Raw genomic sequence first — 21,301 nt, 5'->3', positions numbered from 1 at the left:
CCCGCGCGCGATCGTTCGGCCAGTTTGGCCGGACGTCGCCGTGTATGGCACCAGGTGGACGTCTCCGCTAAGGGCTGCGCGGCGCCGCCGGCATGAACAAGAACGCATCGCACAAGGTAAGGGCGATTTTGACCGCGTCTTGGAGCTTGCCAACTTCCTCAGCCCAAGGCAGCAAAAAAGACCTCGCTGACGCGGTGTCTCCGCTCGCGAGCGCACGGCGCGCATTCGTGTCCGCCTCGGCATAGGCGTCGGTTGCAAGCATTTTGGACAGCTCTTGCGACAGGCCGCCATCGAGACTCTCCAGGCGAGCTTCCGAAACGTAATGATCTGGCCGTAGCTCTATAAGGTTTTCTGACTTCGTCGGATCGAAAAGCCCGACCTTGCCCAGCATGACCAGAAGCGGGTGATTTCGCGCGAGAGATGACGGAATGATCTGGTAGGTCTTGAGCCTTCCAGCTCGGTCTTGAAGAGAAAAGAACGAAACGACTGGCCCGATCCCAAAGCGCGAGTTGCGGTGGAGCACCGCAACGTGACCGACGTTCTCGTCATCGTCTTTGTACACCGTTCCGCTTTCGATGTTTTTGTCGAGGCCATTTGCAATCAAATAGGACGAAGCGTTGGCAACGCGAACGGTGACGCCGCGTTGGTCAAGTCCGTCCACCTCAAATTCGATCTCGCGTCCCGTGAACGCGGACAATCCGACCGTGTAGGCTCCGACGGTCTTTCCGCAACGGAAGGGAACGATTTCCATCCACAATCCGAACGGATGATCGGGAAACGGATCGAACGAGCGGCGTGACTGCTCGAGCCACATCTCGGGGGAGCGGCCAACATTTCCACGCCAGACGACGGCGAGACAGCCAGGCAGTGCTTCGAGCACGGCGCCGACAAAGGCCGTCGTAAGGCGCGTACTCTCAACGAACCCGAGCGCCTTCGTTTCGGCGTTGTTTTCGGCGGAGCCCATTGTCGAGACGACGAGATGCGCGCGGTGGCGGCCGGCGGCGTGGACAGCGTCGGGCCATACCCAGGAGGCCCGCTGCCACAATTGCTGATCGAAAGGCATGGGCGCAGTGATGAAGAGGATGGTCATGAGATGATCGCCGACGCGGATGAACATCGGACCGTCGGTATCGTTACTTGGTGCGACTGGGCTACGGTCCCACCGCAGGCCGGGATGACGAACGCGTAACGTCTCGATTAAAGCTCCTTCATCCGGGAGGCGGGCCTCCTCAAGCAATATATATGCAACAGGGATGGCGGTCATGGCAGATGCGCTTGCACTCCGACTGGTTGAGGCCGGTCACCTCGCTCGTCTTGGGCGTGCTTGATGTGGCGGACTACCGCTATTGTTGCATAAAAAGGATCATGCTTTAAAGCCCTCGATCTCAGCCGGAGCCAGCTGGAGCCAACCGGGACGCAGGAAAATCAGTGGAGCAAAGCATGACCACAACATCCGATCTCTCCGCCGTCAAAGCCCTCGTCTTCGACGTGTTCGGCACGGTCGTCGACTGGCGCACCAGCCTGATCACCGACTTCATGTGGTGGGCCAAGGGCCGCGGCATCTCCGCCGACTGGACCGCGTTGGTCGACGGCTGGCGCGGCATGTACATGGCCTCGATGGACGACGTGCGCAAACATCCCGAGCGGGGCTATGTCATGCTCGACGATCTGCATCGCCGCTCGCTGGAAAAGCTGGTCGAGCAATTTTCGATCAAAGGCCTGACCGAAGCCGATCTCGATCACCTCACCAGAGGCTGGCACCGCCTGCATCCGTGGCCCGACAGCGTCGCGGGCCTGACGCGGCTGAAGACGAAGTTCGTGATCTCGCCGCTGTCGAACGGCAACGTCGCGCTGCTCACCAACATGGCGAAGTTCGCGGGGCTTCCCTGGGACCTCATCATGTCGGCCGAGCTGTTCGAGCACTACAAGCCCGATCCCGAAACCTATCTCGGCGCCGCGCGTTTGCTCGGCCTCAAGCCGGATGAGGTGATGATGGTCGCCGCCCACAATGGCGATCTCGCCGCCGCCCAGAAGAACGGGCTGAAGACTGCCTTCGTGGCAAGGCCGACCGAATACGGTCCGCTCCAGAAAGTCGATTTCGAGGCCACCGGCAATTGGGACATCGTCGCCAAGGATTTTGGCGGGGTCGCCGAAAAGCTCGGCTGCTAGCATGATCCGGAAAAGTGCGAAGCGGTTTTCCGAAAAGATCATGCTCAAACAACAACCTAAAGCGCGATGATGATTCATCCTCATCTCATCGCGCTTTAGGGCGCGGATTTCCGGAAGGCGATGTACGGCATCGGTGACCCGGGCGGCGCGTGCTTCGCCCGGACCAGATCCGACGATTACAAAGTGATCTGCATCGGTTCGGGATAGTAGTGGAAGCCGTCACCGGCGTGCGCGTTACATTTGGCCTGCGCCGATAGTCGAATGCTGCGCCGGTTCAGACAGGCGGGCAAGTGGAATTGGTTTGGTGATGATCGCGGCTTGTCAAAGTTGGATTCGCAATTCCGGCGCGCGACAAAAGACGTTCGTTGCCGACGTTGCTCTCGTCAGCACGATCCGACTGGTGCGGCCAAATGCAATCAATGATTGTGTCGCGATTGTGTCTGCTGGCCGCGCGATGCGGCAGGACCGCACGAATCTTTTTGCGTCACGCAGGCGCGCGCGTGCCCAGGCGTTCGACGAAGCGCACGAGGTAGCCGTCCGGATCCTGAACCAGGAATTCACGCTGTCCGCATTCGAGGTCGCCGACCCGATACCAGGCTTCATTCGGCTGCTCGTAGAGGGGCCAGTTGGCGTCGCCGAGAGCCTTCAGCGTCGGATCGATGCGATCGACGACCATCTGAAAATTGACGCCGCGTCCGAACGGGCGCTGCATTTCGGCGGCCTCCCAGCGTCCGTTCAATTCGCAGAGCATCACTTGCAAACGCCCCCTGACGAGATAGGCAAATCGCGCATCGGGGCGGTCATAGGCGATTTCGAAGCCGAGCAGGTCTCGCCAGAACGACAGGCTGGCCTGAATGCTGGAAACGCCGAGTTCGGGAACGAGATCGGCAAAGCCGCCTTGCGGCGCACTTCCCGTGCTGTCGGAGGTCGCGCGAGCGCCGGGGTCTGAAAGTAACGGGTTGGACATTGCGGCCTGGCCTGATGTCGTCATCGATATGCGAGGCGGTTATGGCAGCGAAATGGCGCGACGGATAGAAGCCGAAGTGTCGAACGTATGTCTCACGCAATTCTCAGTGTGAGGTCATTGCCTTCCGTTTCGGCAAAGCCCGCCCGCAAAACCTCTTCACGCTTGTGCCGCAGATGCGCGCGCAGGATGTGGGAGAGGCCGACGCCGTCGCGGCGCTGGAGCGCGTTCAGGATCGCTTCGTGCTCGCTGACGGCGAGCGCCCAGCGCTGCGGCGTCATCGGCGTCACGTAGCGGGCGCGGCGGATGCGCGCGGTCACGGACGCGTAGAGCGTGGTCAGCGCCGGATTTCCGGCCGCGGTGACGATGGCTTCGTGAATGGTGCGGTTGCCGCGGTAGTACTGGATCAGGTCGCCCTCGCGATAATGCCGCACCATGTCCGCGTGCACGGCGGCGATCGCGTCGAGCTCGGCGTCCGTGATGCGCTCGCAGGCAAGCTCGCCGGCGAGCGCCTCGAGACCCTGGCAGACCTCGAACAGGTCGCGCATGTCCTTGTCGGTCAGTTTTGCCGCGCGCGAGCCGCGATGCGGCAGGAGCTGCACGAGGCCCTCGGCGGCCAGCACCTTGAGTGCCTCGCGCAGCGGCGTGCGCGATATCTCGAGCCGCTCGCACAGCTCGCGTTCGGGAATCCGCGCGCCCGGCGGGATTTCGCCGTCGAGCAGGATGGCGCGGATGCGGCCGACGACTTCCTCATGAAGCATGGGTCTAAGTCCGTTTGCATTCAAAAATGAAGATATATGCGGGGTATTGCAAGTTCCAGCTTGAAAATTGATAATTTTGCATTCAAAAATGTAAAAAAGCAGAAGGGCATGAGGAAATGGACCAGCAGATCGAGGCGGAAGACCTCGTTTTCGAGCGCCAGGACGGCATCGGCCGGATCACCTTCAACCGCCCGCAGGCCCGCAACGCCTTCACCTTCGCGATGTACGAGCGCCTCGATGCGATCTGCGAAGAGGCCAACAACGATCATGCGATCAAGGTATTGGTGCTGCGCGGGGCCGGCGACAAGGCATTTGCCTCGGGCACCGACATCAACCAGTTCCGCGAATTCAAGTCGCCCCAGGACGCGATCGACTACGAGAACCGCATCGATCGGGTGCTGACCTCGCTCGAACAATGCCGGGTGCCGACCATCGCAGCGATCAACGGGTTCTGCACCGGCGGCGGCGCGGGCATTGCCGCGGCCTGTGACCTCCGCATCGGCACCAGAAGCACGAAAATCGGCTTTCCCATCGCCCGGACGCTCGGCAATTGCCTGTCGATGTCCAATGTCAGCCGTCTCACCGCGCTCATTGGCGCCGCACGCGTCAAGGATCTGATCTTCACCGCGCGTCTCGTCGATGCCGCGGAGGCTGCAAGCGTCGGGCTGCTTGGCGAGGTCGTCGAGGACATCGCGGCACTGGGCAAGCGCGCCGATGAGGTCGCACGGCTGCTCGCCAGCCACGCGCCGCTGACGCTGACTGCGACCAAGCAGGCCGTGGCGCGCCTGCAAAGGCGGCTGACGCGGGACGAGGGCGAGGACCTCATCCTGATGTGCTACACGAGCCAGGATTTTCGCGAAGGGCTCGATGCTTTCCTTACCAAGCGCGCGCCGCAATGGCGGGGCCAATAGGACAGGCCGATGCAAAGCGATCGATCGCAATCAACCTCCCGCAGTTCGGGACCGCTCGCCGGCCTCAAGGTCATCGATCTCACCCATGTCATGGCAGGGCCGACCTGCACCTTGATGCTGGCCGACATGGGCGCCGACGTGATCAAGATCGAGAAATCACCGAACGGCGACGACACCCGCCACTCGGTGCCGCCGAAGATCGGCGACGAGGCGGCCTCCTTCCTGATGATGAACCGCAACAAGCGCGGCATCGTGCTGGACCTCAAGACCGACGGCGGCAAGCAGGTGCTGCGGCGACTGATTGCGGGCGCCGACGTGCTGGTCGAGAACTTCGCGCCGGGCGCGATGGAGCGTCTCGGCTTCGGCTACGAAGTCCTGCACAAGCAGCATCCAACGCTGATCTATTGCTCGCTGTCGGGCTTTGGCCGTACCGGACCCTACAAGCACCGCCGCGGCTTCGATCTGGTCGCCCAGGCCATGAGCGGCATCATGAGTTTTACGGGCGAACGCCCCGATGGTCCGCCCGTGAAGTGCGGACCGCCGCTGTCCGACATCACCGCCGGTCTGCTCGCGAGCATGGGAATCCTGGCGGCCTACACCCATCGCCTCAAGACCGGCGAAGGGCAGTGGGTCGAGACCTCGCTCTACGAGGCGGCACTGGTGCAGACCTATTGGCAATCGACGATCGCGCTCGCCGCCGGCACCGCGCCGCGCGCGATGGGCTCGGCGCATCCGCTCAATGCGCCTTATCAGGCTTTTGAAGCGTCAGACGGCTGGCTTGTGGTCGGCGGTGCCAACAAGAAGCACTGGCTCTTGATGCTGGAGGCCCTTGGCGCGACCGAGCTTGCCTCCGATCCGCGCTTCGTCACCGGGGCCGACCGCATGGCGCATTTGAAGGAGCTCGAAGCCGTCCTGAGCGAGTGCTTCCGCACCCAGACGCGGGCGCACTGGCTCGCGGCGCTGGACGAGAAGGGCGTGCCGTGCGGACCCGTCCACGACATGCTGGAGGCGCTCAGCGATCCGCAGACGCTGGCGCGCGAGATGGTCGTCGAGGTCGAGCATTCCACGCTCGGTCCCGTGAAGACGATCGGCTTGCCGGTCAAGTTTTCGGAGACCCCAGGCAAAGTGCGCACGGGCGCGCCGGTCTACGGTGAGCATACAGGCGAGGTGCTGGCCGAACACGGGTTCGACCAGAAGCAGATCGAAGCGCTCGAACAAGAAGGCGCAATCGTCCTGGCATCGGGAAGACGCGAGGAACGCGTCGCCTGACCGGACGTCGAAAACGACAATAACAAAAGACAAAAATCAGCTGGAGGAAATCATGGGTCGGACGTCAACATTTCTGCTCTGCGCGGCCGCAACCGTGCTCGCCGGCACGATGCCGGCGCTCAGCGCCTGGCAACCGCAAAAGCCGATCGAGTTCGTGGCGACCGCCGGGCCCGGCGGCGGCACCGACAACCTCGCGCGCGCCGTGCAGAACATCATCACCAAGCACAAGCTGACGGAGCAGCCGATCGTCGTCGTTAACAAGGGCGGCGGCAGCGGCGCGGAAGGCTATGTCTACGGCAAGGCGTCCGCCGGCGATCCCTACAAGGTGATCTTCGGCACGTCGAATGCCTGGCAGCAGCCGCTCGTCTCCAAGGTCGCCTTCAACTACACCGATCTCACCCCGATCGCGGCGATGGCGCAGGACGAGTTCCTGCTCTGGGTCAAGCAGGACGCGCCCTACAAGACGGCGGCGGACTATCTGAAGGCGGCCGCATCGGGCGAATTCAAGATGGGCGGCGCGCAGTCGAAAGATACCGACGAGGTGCTGACCCGCATGATCGAGAAGGCAGGTCATGTCAAACTGACCTACATCCCCTTCAAGAGCGGCGCCGAGACCGCGGTTCAGCTCGCCGGCGGACACCTCGATTCCCACGTCAACAATCCCAGCGAAAGCCTCGGGCAATGGCGCGGTGGAACGCAGCGACCGCTTTGCGTTTTCAGCCCGAAGCGGTTGCCACAGGGCGTCAAGATCACCGCGACTGAAGGCTGGGGCGACGTTCCGACCTGTGTCGAGCAGGGCCTCGACATCAAGCAATATGAGCAGCCGCGGACGGTGTGGCTGCCCGGCAAGGTCACCCCGGACCAGGCCGCGTTCTATGTCGACTTGATGAAGAAGGTTCAGGCGACGCCGGAATGGAAGGACTACATCGAGAAGAGCTCCCAGATCGACACGTTCCTGACCGGCGCCGAGTTCGACAAGTTCATCAAGGACGACCTCGAGCACGTCAACCAGGTTGCGGGCGAGCAAGGCTGGCTGGTCAAGTAAGGCGGTGAAGCTCCTTCGAAGGAAGTGCAAATGCATATGATAAAAAACGCGGCGGGCAGGGGGCTTGCGGCCATCCTTCGAGACGCCCGCCTGCGGCGGGCCCTCAGGATGAGGTCGTGCTTCGCGGCGAGATATCAGACCCTCATGGTGAGGAGCCCGCCGAAGCGGGCGTCTCGAACCATGCAGGCCGAGTGCGTGCGGCAGCTTCTCCGCTGTCACATGCGATAGCCCTGCCTTCAAGGTATCACGCCATGATATCGCGCCGCGCTCTCGAACTTGCGACCGCCGTCCTCACCGGCAGCTTTGGTGTGGCCGTCGTCGTCTCCAGCCTCGACAACGGCATCGGCTGGTCCAGTGCGGGCGTTGACGCCGGAACGTTCCCATTCCTGACCGGAATTATCATCCTGCTTGGAAGTCTCTACAATCTGGTGCGGGGTATCCTGCCCGCCACCACTCTCGCAAATGTTCCCATCGCGATCACGCCGATCGAGCTGCGCCGGCTTGCCGGCCTGTTCGTGCCGGCCGCGATGTTCGTGGCCGCGATCCCGTTGCTCGGGATGTACGTCGCCTCGTCGCTCTACGTCTTCGCAGTGCTTGCAATCCCCAAGCACCAATCCGTGCCACGTGCGCTGGCCATGGCGGCGGCGACGGCGCTCGCGCTCTACGTCGTGTTCGAGCGCATGTTCCAGGTGAGCTTGCCGCACGGTGCGCTCGCCTCCACGTTCGGCTTCTGACGGAGAGGTCGATGGACAATCTTGGGGAACTGCTTCACGGTTTCAGCATCGCGGTCACGCTCCCGCATCTGGCGTTGATGGTGATAGGTGTTCTGCTCGGCATTCTCGTCGGCGTGCTGCCGGGGCTTGGCGCGCCCAACGGCGTGTCGTTGCTGCTGCCGCTGACCTTCGGCATGCAGCCGGTCTCTGCCATCATCCTGCTCTCCAGCATGTATTGGGGCGCGCTGTTCGGCGGCTCGGTCACTTCGATCCTGTTCAACATTCCGGGCGAGCCGTCGTCGGTCGCGACCACCTTCGACGGCTATCCGATGGCCCGCGACGGCAGGCCGACGACGGCGCTCGCCACCGCCTTCGGTTCGGCGGCGTTCGGCGCGCTGATCGGCGTCATCCTGATTACCTTCCTCGCATCGTGGGTGGCACAGGTCGCGCTCGCCTTCGGGCCGGCGGAATATTTCGCGGTCTATTTCCTGGCCTTCGCCAGCTTTGTCGGCATGGGCGGAGCGGCACCGATCAAGACCGTCGTCGCGCTGGCGATCGGCTTTGCGATCGCCGCCATCGGCATCGACACCGTCTCCGGCAGCGTGCGCCTCACCATGGGTATCGACGAGCTCGTCAAAGGCGTGAACTTCGTCGTCGCGGTGATGGGCCTGTTCGGCATCGGCGAGCTGCTGGTTGCCGTCGAAGAGGAATTCCATGCCCGTGCGGTCTCCTCCAAGATCGAGTGGCGCGAGGTGTTTCGCGCGATCGGTCGCCTGCCGCGGCATGGCGTTGCGCTGCTGCGGAGCGCTGCAATCGGCTGCTGGATGGGGATCACACCGGGCGGCCCGACTGCGGCATCCTTCATGAGCTACGGCATCGCCCGCCGTTTCTCGCGTCGTGGCCGATACTTCGGCACCGGAGAGGTCGAAGGCATCATCTCGCCGGAGACGGCCGATCACGCGGCCGGCACCAGCGCGCTGCTGCCGATGCTCTCGCTTGGCATTCCCGGCTCGGCGACCGCGGCCGTCATGATGGGCGGGCTGATGATCTGGGGCCTCAATCCCGGGCCGATGCTGTTCGTCGACCAGAAGGACTTTGTCTGGGGCCTGATCGCCTCGATGTATGTCGGCAACATCGTCGCTGTCGCGCTGGTGCTGCTGACCGTCCCGGTCTTCGCCGCCCTGATGCGGATTCCCTTCGTGATCATCGCGCCGCTGATCGTGATCATCTGCGTCGTCGGCGCCTATTCGGTGTCGAACTCCTATCTCGACGTCGTCATGATGCTCGGCTTCGGGATCGTCGGCTATCTTTTCAAGAAGCTGTTCTATCCGCTGGCGCCGCTCGTGCTCGCAATCGTCATCGGCGACAAGGCCGAGGATGCGTTCCGGCAGTCGATGCTGATGTCGAAGGGATCGCTCGGGATCTTCTTTGCTAACAAGCTGGTGACAGGCCTGATCGTGGCCGGCATTGCGCTGTTGCTGCTTCCGCTCGTGCTGCAGCTCCAGCGCCTCTGGCGCAAACCCGCATCCGCCGCGACCGAGACAACGGCCCAAGAGACAGCTCGAGAGAAGGTGATCATATGACCGCAAAGCCGCTCATTGCACTGGCAATGGGAGACCCCGCCGGCATCAGCCCGGAGCTGACCGCAAAGCTCGTGGTGCAGGACGACATCCGCGCCCGCAGCCGGATCGTCGTGATCGGCGACCGCCGCATCTTCGATGAGGGCGCGCGCATTGCCGGCGTCAAGCCGGAACTGACCATGGTGGAGCAGGGGGCCGACGTCCGCGCGGCGGAGGGTGAGACGCTGTTCGTCGATCTCGGCCACCTCGATCCCAGCGACCTCCAGCAGGGTATTGCGAGCCTTGCCGGCGGCAGGTTCGCGCTTGCCAACTACAAGCACGCGCTCGAATTCGGCCGCGACAGCCGCGTCGATGCCGTCTGCTTCACCCCGTTCAACAAGCAGGCGATGCGGCTGGCCCGCGCCGAGTATGACGACGAGATCGCGTTCTCCGCGGAAGTGGTCGGACTCAAAACTCCCGCAAGCGAGTTCAATGTGCTGGACCGACTCTGGAACGCACGCGTGACGTCTCACATCCCGCTCAAGGACGTCGCCGCGCGACTGTCCGGCGAGCGCATCCATCGCGCGCTCGAGCTGACCGATTCATGCATGCGCAATGCCGGCTTCGCCCGGCCGCGCATCGCGGTCGCCGGTCTCAATCCGCATGCCGGCGACGGCGGCAATTTCGGCCGCGAGGAGATCGATGTCATCGCGCCCGTGGTCGCGGCCGGCCAGCGTGAGGGTATTGCAGCCGAAGGGCCGTTCCCTGCTGACACGGTGTTTTTGCGTGCCAAAGGCGGCGCCTTCGATGCAGTGCTGACGATGTATCACGACCAGGGCCAGATTGCGATGAAGCTGATGGGGTTTGATCGCGGCGTGACGTTGCTCGGCGGCTTTCCGTTCCCGATCTGCACGCCCGCCCACGGCACCGCCTACGACATCGCCGGCCAAGGCATCGCATCAATCGGCGCCAGCCGCGCCGCGCTGCTGCTGGCCGCGGAGATGGCGGCTCGTCGCGTCGCCTGATTTCTCCGACGGGAGGAGGGCGCCTGCTTGTGTGCCTGCGGTGGCCGCGCGCAGTTTCGGGCTTTCCGGGAAGAAGTGGAAACTTCCGCCGTCGTAACGAGTTGCCGTTCCATGAACGTCTCCATCTCGGAGTTGGAACATGGTAGGCGACGACCCGCTACGAACGGCGGTGGATATTGCTTGGTCCGTTTACCGCGCCCGGCATCGCCACGTCGATGCCGCGGATAGTCGTCGCTGCCTGCTCGAGCGTCATCTGCAAGGGAGATGGGAAGCGCGCGGGAGCGATGCCGAAGAACTCATGGGAGAAGAACTCTTGGGATTCGGGATTGCCTACCTCGATCGGCTTCCCGACGACGAATGTTGAGGCTCATGGAAGGGCTCGCCTGCCGGGTCGCGGCCGCAAGTGCCAGGCCGAATTGGACGCTGCTCGCGATTTCGAACCTTCTGTCCGCCGCGATCATGCTGATCGTGCGTGCGGCGGTTTAACGGGTAGCTTCCCATGCGCATCGCTCAGCTTGCTCCCCTCGCCGAAAGTGTACCTCCGAAGCTCTACGGCGGCACCGAGCGGGTAGTGGCCTGGCTGGTGGATGGGCTGGTCGAGCTCGGCCACGAGGTCACGCTGTTTGCCAGCGGCGATTCCAGGACGAACGGTGCGCTTCATCCGGTTTGGCCACGCGCGCTGCGTCTCGGGCGGAAGGGGGCGGACCCGACCGCCGCGAGCGCGATGCTGATGGAGGCGATCGCAAGGCGTGCGATGGAGTTCGACGTGATCCACGCGCATATCGACTGGCAGTCCCTGCCGTTGCTCAGTCGTCTCGGCGTGCCGTTCCTCACGACCATGCACGGTCGCCTCGACTTGCCTGGGCTACCCGACGTGGCTCGGCAATTCCCCGAAGCATGCTTCGTGTCGATTTCCGATCATCAGCGCCTGCCGCTTCCGGCTGCGAAATGGATCGGAACCATCCAGCACGGGCTGCCGTCCGACTTGTTTCGCCCGTCCTATGAACAGGGGGCCTATTTGGCGTTTCTCGGGCGTCTCACCGCAGACAAGGGTCCGGAGGACGCTATCCGCATCGCGTGCGCGGTCCAGATGCCCCTCCGCATCGCCGCGAAGATCCCGCGCGCCGAGACAGCCTACTTCAGGAAGCACATCGAGCCCAACGTCGACGGCAAGAACATCCAGCTTGTTGGTGAAGTCGATGACGCGAAGAAACAGCCCTTCCTTGCCGAAGCCGCTGCGCTGCTGTTTCCGATCGATTGGCCGGAGCCGTTTGGGCTGGTCATGATCGAAGCGATGGCATGCGGAACCCCGGTGATCGCCTATCGCTCCGGCTCCGTCCCCGAAGTCGTCGAGCACGGACTGACAGGCTTCATCGTCGATAACGAGGAGCAGGCCGTCAGGGCAGTCGGCGAATTGGGCAAGCTGGATCGAAGGAAGGTGCGCGCCCGCTTCGAGGAGCGCTTCTCCGCGAGCCGAATGGCGAGGCAGTACGAAGACCAGTACCGCAAGCTGGCTGCCGCCGCGGCTCGGGAATTCATCACTGAACCGTCGGTAACGTGAAAGGACACGGCGATGTCGCTCGGAAAAGCGAGGCAGATTTGCATCTTTCTGGTCTTCGCTCTGGCGGCGCCGCCGGCGTTCGCCGCGGCGATGGACGCCGCCGCCATCAATTCCGCCCAGCCAACCAACAAGACTCTCTCGAACGAGAAGCCGACGCCGGCCGGCGTCCGGCTGCAGGTCCTCCTGGACAGGGCGCATTTCTCGCCCGGCGAGATCGACGGCAAGTTCGGAGAGAACGCCAGGAAGGCGCTGCGCGCCTATGCGGAAGCGCAGCAATTGCCGAGTTCGGAGGCTCTCTCGGAGGACGTCTGGAAGGCGTTGCTGGCGGACGACCGGCCGGTAACGGCGACCTACACGATTGCCCAGCAGGACGTGGCGGGTCCTTTCCTGAGCAAGCTTCCGTCTAGGATGGAGGAGATGAAAGAAATTCCGAAGCTCGGATTCACGAGTCCGCGCGAAGGATTGGCCGAGAAGTTTCACATGGGCGAGGAGCTCTTGGCGGCGCTCAACCCCGGGCGCCGCTTCGATCGGGCCGGCGACACCATCGTCGTCGTGGATACTGCGAGTGGAGGCGCTGCGCTTGCCAAAGCCGACAGAGTCGAGATCGACAAGAGCCGACAGACGTTGAAGCTGTTCGACAAGTCGAATGCGCTGATCGGATTTTATCCAGCGACGGTCGGAAGCGAAGAGAAGCCATCGCCCTCGGGCACGCTGAAGGTCACGGAGATCAACCGCAATCCGCATTATCGCTACAACCCCGGTTATCACTTCAGGGACGTCCGTTCGCGCAAGCCTTTCACCATCCAGCCCGGTCCGAACAATCCGGTCGGCACGGTGTGGATCAACCTGTCCGCCGAGGGCTACGGCATTCACGGCACGCCTTCGCCGACGAAGATCTCCAAAGCGGAATCCCACGGCTGCGTGCGTCTCACCAACTGGGACGCTGAACGCGTCGCAGCCAGTGTCTCGAAAGGTACGCCGGTCGCGTTCGTGGCGAGCGCCGGTTGACGCCAGCGTCTCGTTCCAGCGTCGCTGTCTGCTGATCTGGCGCTACTTCGCGAGGGGCGTCGTCAGTTCCTTGTCGCCAGTATCCACCACGAACACGGCGAGCAGCTTCGCTGGCTCGGTGTCGCTGGCATTGGCGCTGACGGCGTGGCGGTCGCCGGGCTTTTCAGAGAAGTTCTCTCCCTTGTGAAAGACCTTGGCGGGACCGTCATTGACCTGACTGCGGATCGCTCCTTCCAGGACGGTGGCATAGATGAAAGCCGAGGGCGCGTGGATGTGGGCCGGCGAGGACCCTCCGGGGACCATACTCGACCAGCACGCCCTTCATGCTCTTGCCCGGGACGTTCGGCAGCGCCTGGTCGAACACGACCGTCACCTTGGCCGATGGCGCGGCCGTCTCGGCTGCATGAGCCGCCAGCAATGACGCGGTATAAACCGCAATTGCGATCAGCAATCTGCGCATGGGATTCCCTCCATTGCCGTTTCTGTCGTGATTTGCGCGACTTGCGGGTCTTCAGAGCCTCGCGAGCCATGTTGCGAGCGGCGTTTTCCCGAGCCGCGCCTCGCCGAGCGGGTTCAGCGATTTGTCGTCGATGGGAGCGCCGTAGTACGGTGCCTTTGGGTCTCCCACCACCGGTCGAGTGTCGCCGGACGCCTTTAGGCGCCGTGCGATGAATTCATTGAAGGGAGCCTTCTCAGGTCCTGCGATATCGATCGTGCCGTTGAGCGGCTGGCCCATCGCGATCTCCGCGAGGCGATCAGCCACGTCGTCGGCCGCGATCGGCTGAAACAACGCCGATGGAACGACGATCCGGCCCTCGGTCGCACCCATATCGCCGATGGCGCCGAGGAATTCGAAAAACTGGGTGGCGCGCACGATCGAGTAGGGCACCGGAGATGCCTTGACGATGGTCTCCTGCGCGAGCTTGGCACGAAAATAGGCGATGTCGGGCGAACGATCGGTGCCCACGATCGAGAGTGCCACATGATGCTTCACGCCCGCGGCCGCCTCAGTCGCGGCGAGGTTCTTGCTCGAACGCTCGAAGAATTCGAGCACGGCGGCCGGCTCCCAGGACGGCGCGTTGGCAACGTCAACGACGACATCGGCGCCCGCCAGCACTGCTGCGAGGCCTTCCCCGGTCACGGCGTTGACGCCTGATTTTGGCGAAGCCGCCACGGCCTCGTGGCCTTGCTGCTTGAGCTTCGCTACGAGCTTGGATCCGATCAATCCGGTCCCGCCGATCACGACGATCTTCATGGCATGTCTCCTCGGGATGTTGCGAGCGTGGGATGGTCAGGGCCAAGTGGTGTCCACGCTCTGCTGATGTAGGCCGCGTTTTACAGGAGCAATGCGGCACGCTCTTGCCTGGAATCGGCTTGCGTTGCCGAAAAATGCTCAAGACATTGCGTCGCGATGCGACAGCAATCGGTAAGGGATTGTTCCCTCGTGTCTTGAATGTTCGCCTGTATCAGGCGAGGCCAGCGGCCAGGCAGCCTGGACTATGCAATCGTTGCAGATTGCCAGTGTTTTGCCCGACGAGTCAAACGATCGGGCGGGACGAAAAAGTCTAGCATTATCAGCCCCCGCGCTACTGTGCATGGGGTTGTTTTTCAGATTTTAAGTTGGGCATGAGGCGGACGGCATTTTGCTGTTCAGCACTGCTTGATCAGCCTCACGCCCCGCAGACGATCACGCCGTACCAGCCCAAGCCCCGATAGGTCTCGTAGCCGGGCGTCGCATGGAACGCGACCAGCGTGCCCGTGCGATCCTGATAGAAGCCGGAGCGCTGGCCATTGAGCGACAGCGAGATGCGTTCGCTGAGAATGCCTTGTCCATCGGAGGCGGCGATGACGCGAAGATTGGAGTCGACCAGCAGCACGCGCGCCTTGTCGCTGTCGCCGACGCGCACGCCTTGCACGATAGCGCGGGCCTGTGCCTCCCAGTCGAAATGGATGGCGAGCACGCCGATCGGCGCGCCGTTGGCCTGGCCGCCGGCGCGGACGCTGGCGCAATAGGTCGCGACCTGCGCGTTGCCGAGCAGGGGCTGGTTCTCGACGTCGCCGGCGACATAGTCGTCGCCGGAGCGCAAGTTCTTCGCCTCGCGAAACCATTTGGTGTGGGCGACGTTCTGGCCGACGGCGCGAAAGCGGTCGGCGCGGCCGTTGGCGATGACGTTGCCGTCGAGGTCGCAGAGCCAGAGGTCGAGATAGACGGTGTAGGCACCGAGGATCACGCCGAGACGCTGCGAGGCATGAGAGACGGCCGCGGCGCTGGGCGAGGCCGCGCAATCGACCAACGCGGAATCGGTCGCCCACCAGCGCACGTCGCAGGTACGTTCATAGAGGTTGCGGTCGATCAGCTCGATGGCGTTGAGCGACAGGTCGACCATGCGCTCGCCGCGCGAGCGCTGGCTCATCCGGTCGATCGAGGCGACGAGATCGCCGGTCCGTTTCGTCAGCTGGCTTTCGAGCTCGCGGGCGATGGTCTCGACCTGCTGGCCGACGCCGCGCACCTCCTGCGCCACCACAGCGAAGCCCGCGCCCTGCGCACCGGCGCGCGAGCTCTCGATCAGCGCGTTCAGCGCCAGCATCTTCATCTGGTTGGTGATCTGCTGGATCGCCTTGGTCTTGTCGACCGCGATCTGGTTGACCTCCGCCGTGAGGCGGTTGATCAGAGCGGAGATGTCGGAATCATCATCGGCGGGTTCGTTGGCGATCGGCTTGGCTTTGAGACCCAGCGCAGCGGACATCGGGGGGCTTCCCTTGGCAATAAGGCCTGATCTGCAACGAACCTGGAACAATCACTGACAGATCGAATACGAGTCTTTTTCGAAGATTCCGCCTAACGCCTGCTTAATTTGCTGTTTTGCGGAATGCTCAAATGATAGTCAGTCCGCGTAGCAAAGCAGCAATCCACCGCTTTGTGCGGCGCAGACATTGCAAACCTCGGAGGATTCCGGGTCAATCGTCCGCCGGTTGGCCGATGCCACACCTCCGGCACCAGGTTCCTCAAACCGACCGCTATTCATGACGCCGCCCGCCACCGCCTTGCCCGTCGAAGTGCCCCAGGCGTTCCTGGGAGTGGCGCGCTCGCTCACTGACAAGCTCTGGCGCGACCGGCTGGACGCGCGCGGGGCGGCCAAGGCGCTCGCCATCGTGCAGCGGCACCAATTACCCGAGCTGCTGGCGCGGGTGCTGGCGGGCCGCGGTGTCGACATCGATGCTGTCGCAGATTTCCTCGATCCGACCATCCGCAAGCTTCTGCCGGACCCGTTCACGGTGACGGAGATGGAAGCCGCAGCAAAGCGGATTGCGGATGCCGCCGCGAAAGGCGAGAAGGTCGCGATCTTCGGCGATTACGATGTCGACGGCGCGACCTCGGCGGCGCTGCTGGCCTGGCATCTGCGCCATTGCGGCCTCGATCCGCTGATCCACATTCCCGACCGCATCTTTGAGGGCTACGGGCCCAACACGGAAGCTGTGCGTGGGCTGGCGGCAAAGGGGGCGACGCTGCTCGTCACCGTCGATTGCGGCACCACCAGCATCGAGCCGCTCGCCGAAGCAAAACGTCTCGGCATGTCCGTCGTCGTGATCGACCATCATCAGGCCGGCACGGAGCTTCCGGAGGTTGACGCATTGGTCAATCCGAACCGGCTCGACGATCTCTCCGGCCTCGGCCATCTCGCCGCCGTTGGCCTCGTGCTGGTGACGCTGGTCGCGGTCAATCGTGAACTGCGCCAGCGCGGCTTCTGGAATGCGGAGATGCCCGAGCCTGATCTGCTCGGCATGCTGCATCACGTCGCGCTCGGCACGGTTGCCGACGTCGCGCCGCTGATCGGTCTCAACCGCGCCTTCGTCGCCAAGGGCCTGATCGCGATGCGGCGGCGCGACCATGTCGGCCACACCGCGCTGATGGATGTGGCGCGGCTCAACGGCCCGCCGGAGGCCTGGCATCTCGGCTTCATGCTGGGGCCGCGCATCAATGCCGGCGGCCGCATCGGCCGGGCCGATCTCGGCGTGCGCCTGCTGCTGGAAGGCGACAGCGTCGAGGCCGCGCGGATCGCCGCCGAGCTCGACCGGCTCAACAGCGAGCGCCGCATCATCGAGCAGGCGGCCGAAGCGCAGGCCGAAGCCGAGGCGCTCGCCTCGATCGGCTTCGAGGACAAGATCGGCGTGATCGTGACGGCCTCCGAAGGCTGGCATCCCGGCGTGGTCGGTCTCGTTGCGTCCCGGTTGAAGGAGAAGTTCTCGCGGCCCGTCTTCGCGATCGCGCTGGAGCCCGGCGGCATCGGCACCGGCTCCGGCCGCTCGATCACCGGCGTCGACATCGGCAAGGCGGTGCGGCAGGCGGTCGCCGACGGCATTCTGCTCAAGGGCGGCGGCCACGCGATGGCAGCGGGCGTCACGCTGCGGAAGGAGAAGCTCGCCGAGTTTCGCGCGTACCTCGAGAATGCGCTGGCGCGTGACGTTGCCGAGGCGCGCCACGTCAACGAGCTCTATATCGACGGCGCGGTCTCCGCGCGCGCGGTGACGACCGAGCTTGCGACAACGCTCAACCGCGCAGGTCCCTTCGGCAGCGGCAATCCGGAAGTCGTGTTGGCGCTGCCGGCGCATCAGCTCGTCTATGCCGACGAGGTCGGACAGGCGCATTTGAGGCTACGCTTCAAGTCGGGCGACGGCGCCATCGTCAACGGCATTGCGTTCCGTTCGGTCGGCCAGAAGCTCGGCAACGCGCTTGTTGCCAATCGCGGCCAGCAATTGCATGTCGCGGGATCATTGTCGGTCGATCGCTACCAGGGCGCCGAGCGCGTGCAATTCCGCGTCATCGACGTCGCGCTACCCGACCAAGGGCCATCCATGATTAGATAACGGCCTCAAACAACAAAAAAGGGAGTGAAGATGGCGGGGCAGGTCGAGGGCAAAGTGGCGCTGGTGACGGGCGGCGCCTCCGGAATTGGCGAGGCCATCGTCGAGCTGTTCGCGCGCGAGGGCGCCACCGTCATTGCCTCCGACATCGACGAGCTGCGAGGCCCAGAGCTCGCCAAGCGCATCACCAAGGCCGGCGGCAAGGCGATTTTCCTGGAGCAGGACGTCACCAGCGAGGAGCGCTGGATCGAGATCGTCGCCGATATCGCGACGCGCTTTGGTCGGCTCGATATTCTCGTCTCCAACGCCGGCATCGGCATTGCCGTGCCGTCGATCGTCGACATGACGCTCGGTGACTGGCGCAAGCAGAGCGCGATCAACCTCGACGGCGTCTTCCTCTCGGTCAAGCATTGCCTGCCCTTGATGCGCAAGACCGGAGGCGGCTCGATCGTCATGATGTCCTCGCTTGCGGGCCTGCGCGGCTCGCCCGGGCTGTCGGCCTATTCGGCGACCAAGGGCGGCGTGCGGCTGTTCGCAAAATCGATCGCGATGGAGTGTGCGGCGGCCGGTGATGGCATCCGCGTCAATTCCGTCCATCCCGGCATCATCGACACGCCGATGTGGGGCAAGATCCCGACCGGGGCGACCGGCAACCACGGCAACGCGCCGATCGATCCGGACGAGCGTGCGCGTGTCGTCACGCCGCTCGGCCGCGCCGGCCAGGCTGGGGAGATCGCCTCCGGCGTGCTGTATCTGGCCTCCGATGCCTCGCGCTACGTCACGGGCAGCGAGCTCGTCATCGACGGCGGCATGAACGCCGGCGGCGTCCCCCGGCGGCAATAAGCCGCCGCGCGGGCTGCGAAGGGCAGGGTGGCGCCCGCAGGGGCTGACGCGCAGGCGCAGCCCCTGTAGAACGCTGGAACCTTCCGACCGACAGAGGTGTCCTCCCGCCATGGCGCACAGCCTTCACTCTTCGTCATCCACGCCAGCGCCGTTCCGCTCGAACCGGCCGGATCTCGTCACCGATGCGATCCGCAGCGCGCGCGAGGATCTTGCCGCCTGCTTCCGGATGGCGGCGCGCAACGGCTTTGAGGAGGGCATCTGCAACCACTTCTCGGCCGTGGTGCCGGGCCACGACGATCTCTTCCTGGTCAACCCCTACGGCTACGCCTTCCGCGAGCTGACCGCGTCGAAACTGCTGATCTGCGACTTCCACGGCAACGTGCTCGACGGCGAGGGCGTGCCCGAGGCGACCGCGTTCTACATCCATGCCGAGATGCACAAGCGCCTGCCGCGCGCCAAGGTCGCCTTCCACACCCACATGCCCTACGCCACGGCGCTGTCGATGACGGAGGGCGATCCGCTGATCTGGGCCGGCCAGACCGCGCTGAAATTCTACGGTCGCACGGCCGTGGACCGCGACTACAACGGCCTCGCGCTCGATAACCGGGAAGGCGCGCGCATCGCATCGGCCGTTGGGGATGCCGACATCATCTTCATGAAGCATCACGGCGTGATGGTGCTGGCGCCGACCATTGCGGAGGCCTGGGACGATCTCTACTATCTCGAACGCGCTGCGGAGGTGCAGGTGCTGGCGATGTCGACCGGGCGACAGGTGCTGCCGGTCGATCCAGCGATTGCGGCTGAGACGTACAGGCAGATGCGTGAAGGCGATTCCGAATCCGCGCGGCTGCATCTTGCGGCGATCCGTCGCCAGCTCGATGCTGAGGAGCCGCAGTATAGGCACTGAGCCTGCCTACGACCCCTGGCGCAGCTTGGCCAGCACCTTCAGCCCGCCGTATCCATCCGCAGGCGCAATTCCCGCGCGCTGCTGAAAATCCTTGATCGCCTTCATGGTGTCGTTGCCGACGCGGCCGTCGGTGCCGCCGGTGTCGAAGCCCGCCTTGGTCAGTCGCGTCTGCATCTCCTGCACCTCGGCGAGCGTCAGCGCGCGCTCCGAACCCGGGAACGGCTGGATGAAGGGCGGCGCGCCGAGACAGCGGTCGCCGAGATGGCAGATCGCCAGCGCATAGTTCATCGAGGGATTGTAGCTCTTCACCGCGCTGAAATTCGGTCCCAGCAGAAATGTCGGCCCGCCCGCAACCGGGGTCCACATCTGCGCGGATGCGGAGGCTTGCGGAAACGGCTGGCCGTCGGCGCGGGTGACGCCGGCTGCCTGCCACGCCGCATAGGTCCGGCTGCCGCTCATCTCACTGGGCGCGCGCACCTCATAGCCCCAATGCTCGCCGCGGTGCCATTTGCCGCGGTTGACGAGATATTTTGCGGTCGAGCCCAGCGCATCGTCGGGCTTGCCGAACGGCGACACCTTGCCGTCGCCGTCATAGTCGATGCCGACATTGAGCCAGACTTCCGGCATCCATTGCGAATGCCCCATCGCGCCAGCCCAGGATCCCTGCATCTGCTCCGGCGTGCTCCAGCCCTTGTCGACGATGCGCAACGCGTTGATCAGCTCGGTCTCCCAATAGGCTTTTCGGCGCGGCTCGTTCCAGGCTAGTGCGGCGAGCGAGGGAAACACCGGCGTCATGTGGTTCTGCTGCACCAGCGGATCGCCATAGGCGGACTCGACGCCCCACAGCGCCAGCAGCGTGCCGCGCTCGACGCCGAAATCGCGCTCGATGCGCGCGAGCAGCGCCTCGTTGTTCTTCAGCGCGATCTTGCCGTTGATGATGCGCCAGTCGGAGACGCGACGGTTGATGTATTGCCAGACCTGCTCGTGGAATTCGGGCTGGTTGCGCATCTGCTTGAACACGCTCATGTCGGGCTCGACCCGCGCCATCGCGCGCTGCCAGGTCGCGGCCGAGATGCCCTTGGCCGCTGCACGTGCGTGAAAACCCTCGCGCCATTCCTCAAAGCCCGGAGGCGCGGCCAGGGCGTATGTGGGTGACGCGGCTAAGGCTGCCGCGCCGAGCGCAGATTTCAGCAGGGTGCGGCGGGTGGGCGTGGCCGAGGAATCAGCTTGTTTCATGGACGCATTGTAGCGGGAAACAAGGCTCCTGTGAGTCGGTTCCAGGAACAGGAGGAACAGTTATCGTCCCGGCATTCGCCGGAACAAAGCTGCGCGCTGCCGCATTCCCCCTGCACGCGCACGCAGTCCGTTCATCGAGAATTCGGGGTGGAATGAAGATACACGCGCATGCGGAAAGCCATGTCGTCGAGCTGGACGACGGATCGCAATGGCAGATCTTTCCCGGCGATCTCGCGACCACGCTGAGCTGGAAGCCTGAAACCGATCTGCACCTGGAGCGAAGCGGCGACCGGGTGAGTTCCCATGTGCTGGTGAATGCCGCCGATCAAAGCCGCGTGCGGGTGATTGCAGCGGGCGAGACCTGGCCTGATGGCGAGGTTAAGAAAGTGTTGAAGGGCAGGTAGGGTGCGCCTGCAACGGGTCGGATATCCCCCATTTTGAGCCTGTCACTTTACGGTCGGTTCGCT

Annotated in this window: 20 protein-coding genes and 1 pseudogene; 14 read left to right on the top strand and 7 right to left on the bottom strand. The window is 64.0% G+C overall.

Annotation, left to right across the window (positions count from 1 at the left end):
- Positions 1-67: 67 nt before the first annotated feature.
- Positions 68-1,117, bottom strand: coding sequence for a hypothetical protein (locus QCM77_RS27470; protein ID WP_279665918.1), 1,050 nt, complete (start codon positions 1,115-1,117; stop codon positions 68-70).
- Between the two features lie 323 nt (positions 1,118-1,440).
- On the opposite strand from QCM77_RS27470, the gene QCM77_RS27465 reads away from it, so the two are divergent.
- Positions 1,441-2,169, top strand: coding sequence for a haloacid dehalogenase type II (locus QCM77_RS27465; protein ID WP_279665919.1), 729 nt, complete (start codon positions 1,441-1,443; stop codon positions 2,167-2,169).
- A gap of 484 nt (positions 2,170-2,653) precedes the next feature.
- On the opposite strand, the gene QCM77_RS27460 is transcribed toward QCM77_RS27465, so the two are convergent.
- On the bottom strand, positions 2,654-3,136 hold the full coding sequence (locus tag QCM77_RS27460; protein ID WP_279665921.1) for a bleomycin resistance protein: 483 nt from the start codon (positions 3,134-3,136) through the stop codon (positions 2,654-2,656).
- 92 nt (positions 3,137-3,228) lie between these two features.
- Positions 3,229-3,894 carry a GntR family transcriptional regulator gene (locus QCM77_RS27455; RefSeq protein WP_279685675.1) on the bottom strand — a complete coding sequence of 222 codons (666 nt, stop codon included), beginning with the start codon at positions 3,892-3,894 and terminating at the stop codon, positions 3,229-3,231.
- A gap of 116 nt (positions 3,895-4,010) precedes the next feature.
- Here QCM77_RS27455 and QCM77_RS27450 point away from each other — a divergent pair, with 116 nt between their 5' ends.
- The 9 genes from QCM77_RS27450 to QCM77_RS27410 all read left to right on the top strand — a co-directional run bounded on the left by QCM77_RS27450 (position 4,011) and on the right by QCM77_RS27410 (position 12,985).
- Positions 4,011-4,805, top strand: a complete 795-nt coding sequence (locus QCM77_RS27450; RefSeq protein WP_279665923.1) for an enoyl-CoA hydratase/isomerase family protein — start codon at positions 4,011-4,013, stop codon at positions 4,803-4,805.
- 9 nt (positions 4,806-4,814) lie between these two features.
- Positions 4,815-6,074 (top strand): CaiB/BaiF CoA transferase family protein, encoded by a 1,260-nt coding sequence (locus tag QCM77_RS27445; protein WP_279665924.1) that lies wholly within the window; start codon positions 4,815-4,817, stop codon positions 6,072-6,074.
- A 52-nt stretch (positions 6,075-6,126) separates the two neighbouring features.
- A complete protein-coding gene (locus QCM77_RS27440; protein ID WP_279665926.1) occupies positions 6,127-7,119 on the top strand; it encodes a Bug family tripartite tricarboxylate transporter substrate binding protein in 993 nt (330 codons plus the stop codon).
- A gap of 251 nt (positions 7,120-7,370) precedes the next feature.
- Entirely contained in the window at positions 7,371-7,853 is a 483-nt protein-coding gene (locus QCM77_RS27435; protein ID WP_279665928.1) for a tripartite tricarboxylate transporter TctB family protein, read from the top strand.
- An 11-nt stretch (positions 7,854-7,864) separates the two neighbouring features.
- On the top strand, positions 7,865-9,415 hold the full coding sequence (locus tag QCM77_RS27430) for a tripartite tricarboxylate transporter permease (protein WP_279665930.1): 1,551 nt from the start codon (positions 7,865-7,867) through the stop codon (positions 9,413-9,415).
- Positions 9,412-10,416 carry a 4-hydroxythreonine-4-phosphate dehydrogenase PdxA gene (locus QCM77_RS27425; RefSeq protein ID WP_279665931.1) on the top strand — a complete coding sequence of 335 codons (1,005 nt, stop codon included), beginning with the start codon at positions 9,412-9,414 and terminating at the stop codon, positions 10,414-10,416. The genes QCM77_RS27430 and QCM77_RS27425 overlap by 4 nt, the downstream gene beginning before the upstream one ends.
- A gap of 139 nt (positions 10,417-10,555) precedes the next feature.
- Positions 10,556-10,780, top strand: a complete 225-nt coding sequence (locus QCM77_RS27420) for a hypothetical protein (RefSeq protein ID WP_279665932.1) — start codon at positions 10,556-10,558, stop codon at positions 10,778-10,780.
- A gap of 135 nt (positions 10,781-10,915) precedes the next feature.
- Positions 10,916-11,977, top strand: coding sequence for a glycosyltransferase family 4 protein (locus QCM77_RS27415; RefSeq protein ID WP_279665934.1), 1,062 nt, complete (start codon positions 10,916-10,918; stop codon positions 11,975-11,977).
- A gap of 12 nt (positions 11,978-11,989) precedes the next feature.
- Positions 11,990-12,985, top strand: a complete 996-nt coding sequence (locus tag QCM77_RS27410) for a L,D-transpeptidase family protein (protein WP_279665936.1) — start codon at positions 11,990-11,992, stop codon at positions 12,983-12,985.
- Between the two features lie 42 nt (positions 12,986-13,027).
- On the opposite strand, the pseudogene QCM77_RS27405 reads toward QCM77_RS27410, so the two are convergent.
- The 3 genes and pseudogenes from QCM77_RS27405 to QCM77_RS27395 form a co-directional block, all read right to left on the bottom strand.
- A pseudogene (locus QCM77_RS27405) lies at positions 13,028-13,445 on the bottom strand (cupin domain-containing protein).
- A gap of 51 nt (positions 13,446-13,496) precedes the next feature.
- Positions 13,497-14,240, bottom strand: a complete 744-nt coding sequence (locus QCM77_RS27400) for an SDR family oxidoreductase (RefSeq protein WP_279685674.1) — start codon at positions 14,238-14,240, stop codon at positions 13,497-13,499.
- Between the two features lie 415 nt (positions 14,241-14,655).
- Positions 14,656-15,732 carry a methyl-accepting chemotaxis protein gene (locus QCM77_RS27395; protein ID WP_279665938.1) on the bottom strand — a complete coding sequence of 359 codons (1,077 nt, stop codon included), beginning with the start codon at positions 15,730-15,732 and terminating at the stop codon, positions 14,656-14,658.
- Positions 15,733-16,009: 277 nt separating this feature from the next.
- Between QCM77_RS27395 and recJ the strand changes: the two genes are divergently transcribed.
- The 3 genes from recJ to QCM77_RS27380 all read left to right on the top strand — a co-directional run bounded on the left by recJ (position 16,010) and on the right by QCM77_RS27380 (position 19,598).
- Positions 16,010-17,851, top strand: a complete 1,842-nt coding sequence (gene recJ, locus QCM77_RS27390; protein WP_279685673.1) for a single-stranded-DNA-specific exonuclease RecJ — start codon at positions 16,010-16,012, stop codon at positions 17,849-17,851.
- Between the two features lie 30 nt (positions 17,852-17,881).
- A complete protein-coding gene (locus QCM77_RS27385) occupies positions 17,882-18,691 on the top strand; it encodes an SDR family NAD(P)-dependent oxidoreductase (RefSeq protein WP_279665943.1) in 810 nt (269 codons plus the stop codon).
- Between the two features lie 109 nt (positions 18,692-18,800).
- Entirely contained in the window at positions 18,801-19,598 is a 798-nt protein-coding gene (locus QCM77_RS27380) for an aldolase (protein ID WP_279665944.1), read from the top strand.
- 6 nt (positions 19,599-19,604) lie between these two features.
- Here the strand turns inward: QCM77_RS27380 and QCM77_RS27375 are convergent, their stop codons facing one another.
- Positions 19,605-20,834: a lytic murein transglycosylase gene (locus tag QCM77_RS27375; RefSeq protein ID WP_279665946.1), complete on the bottom strand. Its 1,230-nt coding sequence runs from the start codon at positions 20,832-20,834 to the stop codon at positions 19,605-19,607.
- Between the two features lie 152 nt (positions 20,835-20,986).
- Here QCM77_RS27375 and QCM77_RS27370 point away from each other — a divergent pair, with 152 nt between their 5' ends.
- Positions 20,987-21,238, top strand: a complete 252-nt coding sequence (locus QCM77_RS27370) for a hypothetical protein (RefSeq protein WP_279665948.1) — start codon at positions 20,987-20,989, stop codon at positions 21,236-21,238.
- Positions 21,239-21,301 lie beyond the last annotated feature (63 nt).

The sequence above is a fragment of the Bradyrhizobium nivariense genome, from assembly GCF_029846695.2.
Taxonomy (GTDB): Bacteria; Pseudomonadota; Alphaproteobacteria; order Rhizobiales; family Xanthobacteraceae; genus Bradyrhizobium.
The sequence above is the reverse complement of the archived record's forward strand: the minus strand, read 5'-3'. Positions and strand labels throughout refer to the sequence as shown.

Bases quoted from the DNA above. Each gene is read 5' to 3' on its own strand.
- QCM77_RS27470 (WP_279665918.1), bottom strand. From the start codon at position 1,117: ATGTTCATCCGCGTCGGCGATCATCTCATGACCATCCTCTTCATCACT.
- QCM77_RS27465 (WP_279665919.1), top strand. From the start codon at position 1,441: ATGACCACAACATCCGATCTCTCCGCCGTCAAAGCCCTCGTCTTCGAC.
- QCM77_RS27460 (WP_279665921.1), bottom strand. From the start codon at position 3,136: ATGTCCAACCCGTTACTTTCAGACCCCGGCGCTCGCGCGACCTCCGAC.
- QCM77_RS27455 (WP_279685675.1), bottom strand. From the start codon at position 3,894: ATGCTTCATGAGGAAGTCGTCGGCCGCATCCGCGCCATCCTGCTCGAC.
- QCM77_RS27450 (WP_279665923.1), top strand. From the start codon at position 4,011: ATGGACCAGCAGATCGAGGCGGAAGACCTCGTTTTCGAGCGCCAGGAC.
- QCM77_RS27445 (WP_279665924.1), top strand. From the start codon at position 4,815: ATGCAAAGCGATCGATCGCAATCAACCTCCCGCAGTTCGGGACCGCTC.
- QCM77_RS27440 (WP_279665926.1), top strand. From the start codon at position 6,127: ATGGGTCGGACGTCAACATTTCTGCTCTGCGCGGCCGCAACCGTGCTC.
- QCM77_RS27435 (WP_279665928.1), top strand. From the start codon at position 7,371: ATGATATCGCGCCGCGCTCTCGAACTTGCGACCGCCGTCCTCACCGGC.
- QCM77_RS27430 (WP_279665930.1), top strand. From the start codon at position 7,865: ATGGACAATCTTGGGGAACTGCTTCACGGTTTCAGCATCGCGGTCACG.
- QCM77_RS27425 (WP_279665931.1), top strand. From the start codon at position 9,412: ATGACCGCAAAGCCGCTCATTGCACTGGCAATGGGAGACCCCGCCGGC.
- QCM77_RS27420 (WP_279665932.1), top strand. From the start codon at position 10,556: ATGGTAGGCGACGACCCGCTACGAACGGCGGTGGATATTGCTTGGTCC.
- QCM77_RS27415 (WP_279665934.1), top strand. From the start codon at position 10,916: ATGCGCATCGCTCAGCTTGCTCCCCTCGCCGAAAGTGTACCTCCGAAG.
- QCM77_RS27410 (WP_279665936.1), top strand. From the start codon at position 11,990: ATGTCGCTCGGAAAAGCGAGGCAGATTTGCATCTTTCTGGTCTTCGCT.
- QCM77_RS27400 (WP_279685674.1), bottom strand. From the start codon at position 14,240: ATGAAGATCGTCGTGATCGGCGGGACCGGATTGATCGGATCCAAGCTC.
- QCM77_RS27395 (WP_279665938.1), bottom strand. From the start codon at position 15,732: ATGTCCGCTGCGCTGGGTCTCAAAGCCAAGCCGATCGCCAACGAACCC.
- recJ (WP_279685673.1), top strand. From the start codon at position 16,010: ATGACGCCGCCCGCCACCGCCTTGCCCGTCGAAGTGCCCCAGGCGTTC.
- QCM77_RS27385 (WP_279665943.1), top strand. From the start codon at position 17,882: ATGGCGGGGCAGGTCGAGGGCAAAGTGGCGCTGGTGACGGGCGGCGCC.
- QCM77_RS27380 (WP_279665944.1), top strand. From the start codon at position 18,801: ATGGCGCACAGCCTTCACTCTTCGTCATCCACGCCAGCGCCGTTCCGC.
- QCM77_RS27375 (WP_279665946.1), bottom strand. From the start codon at position 20,834: ATGAAACAAGCTGATTCCTCGGCCACGCCCACCCGCCGCACCCTGCTG.
- QCM77_RS27370 (WP_279665948.1), top strand. From the start codon at position 20,987: ATGAAGATACACGCGCATGCGGAAAGCCATGTCGTCGAGCTGGACGAC.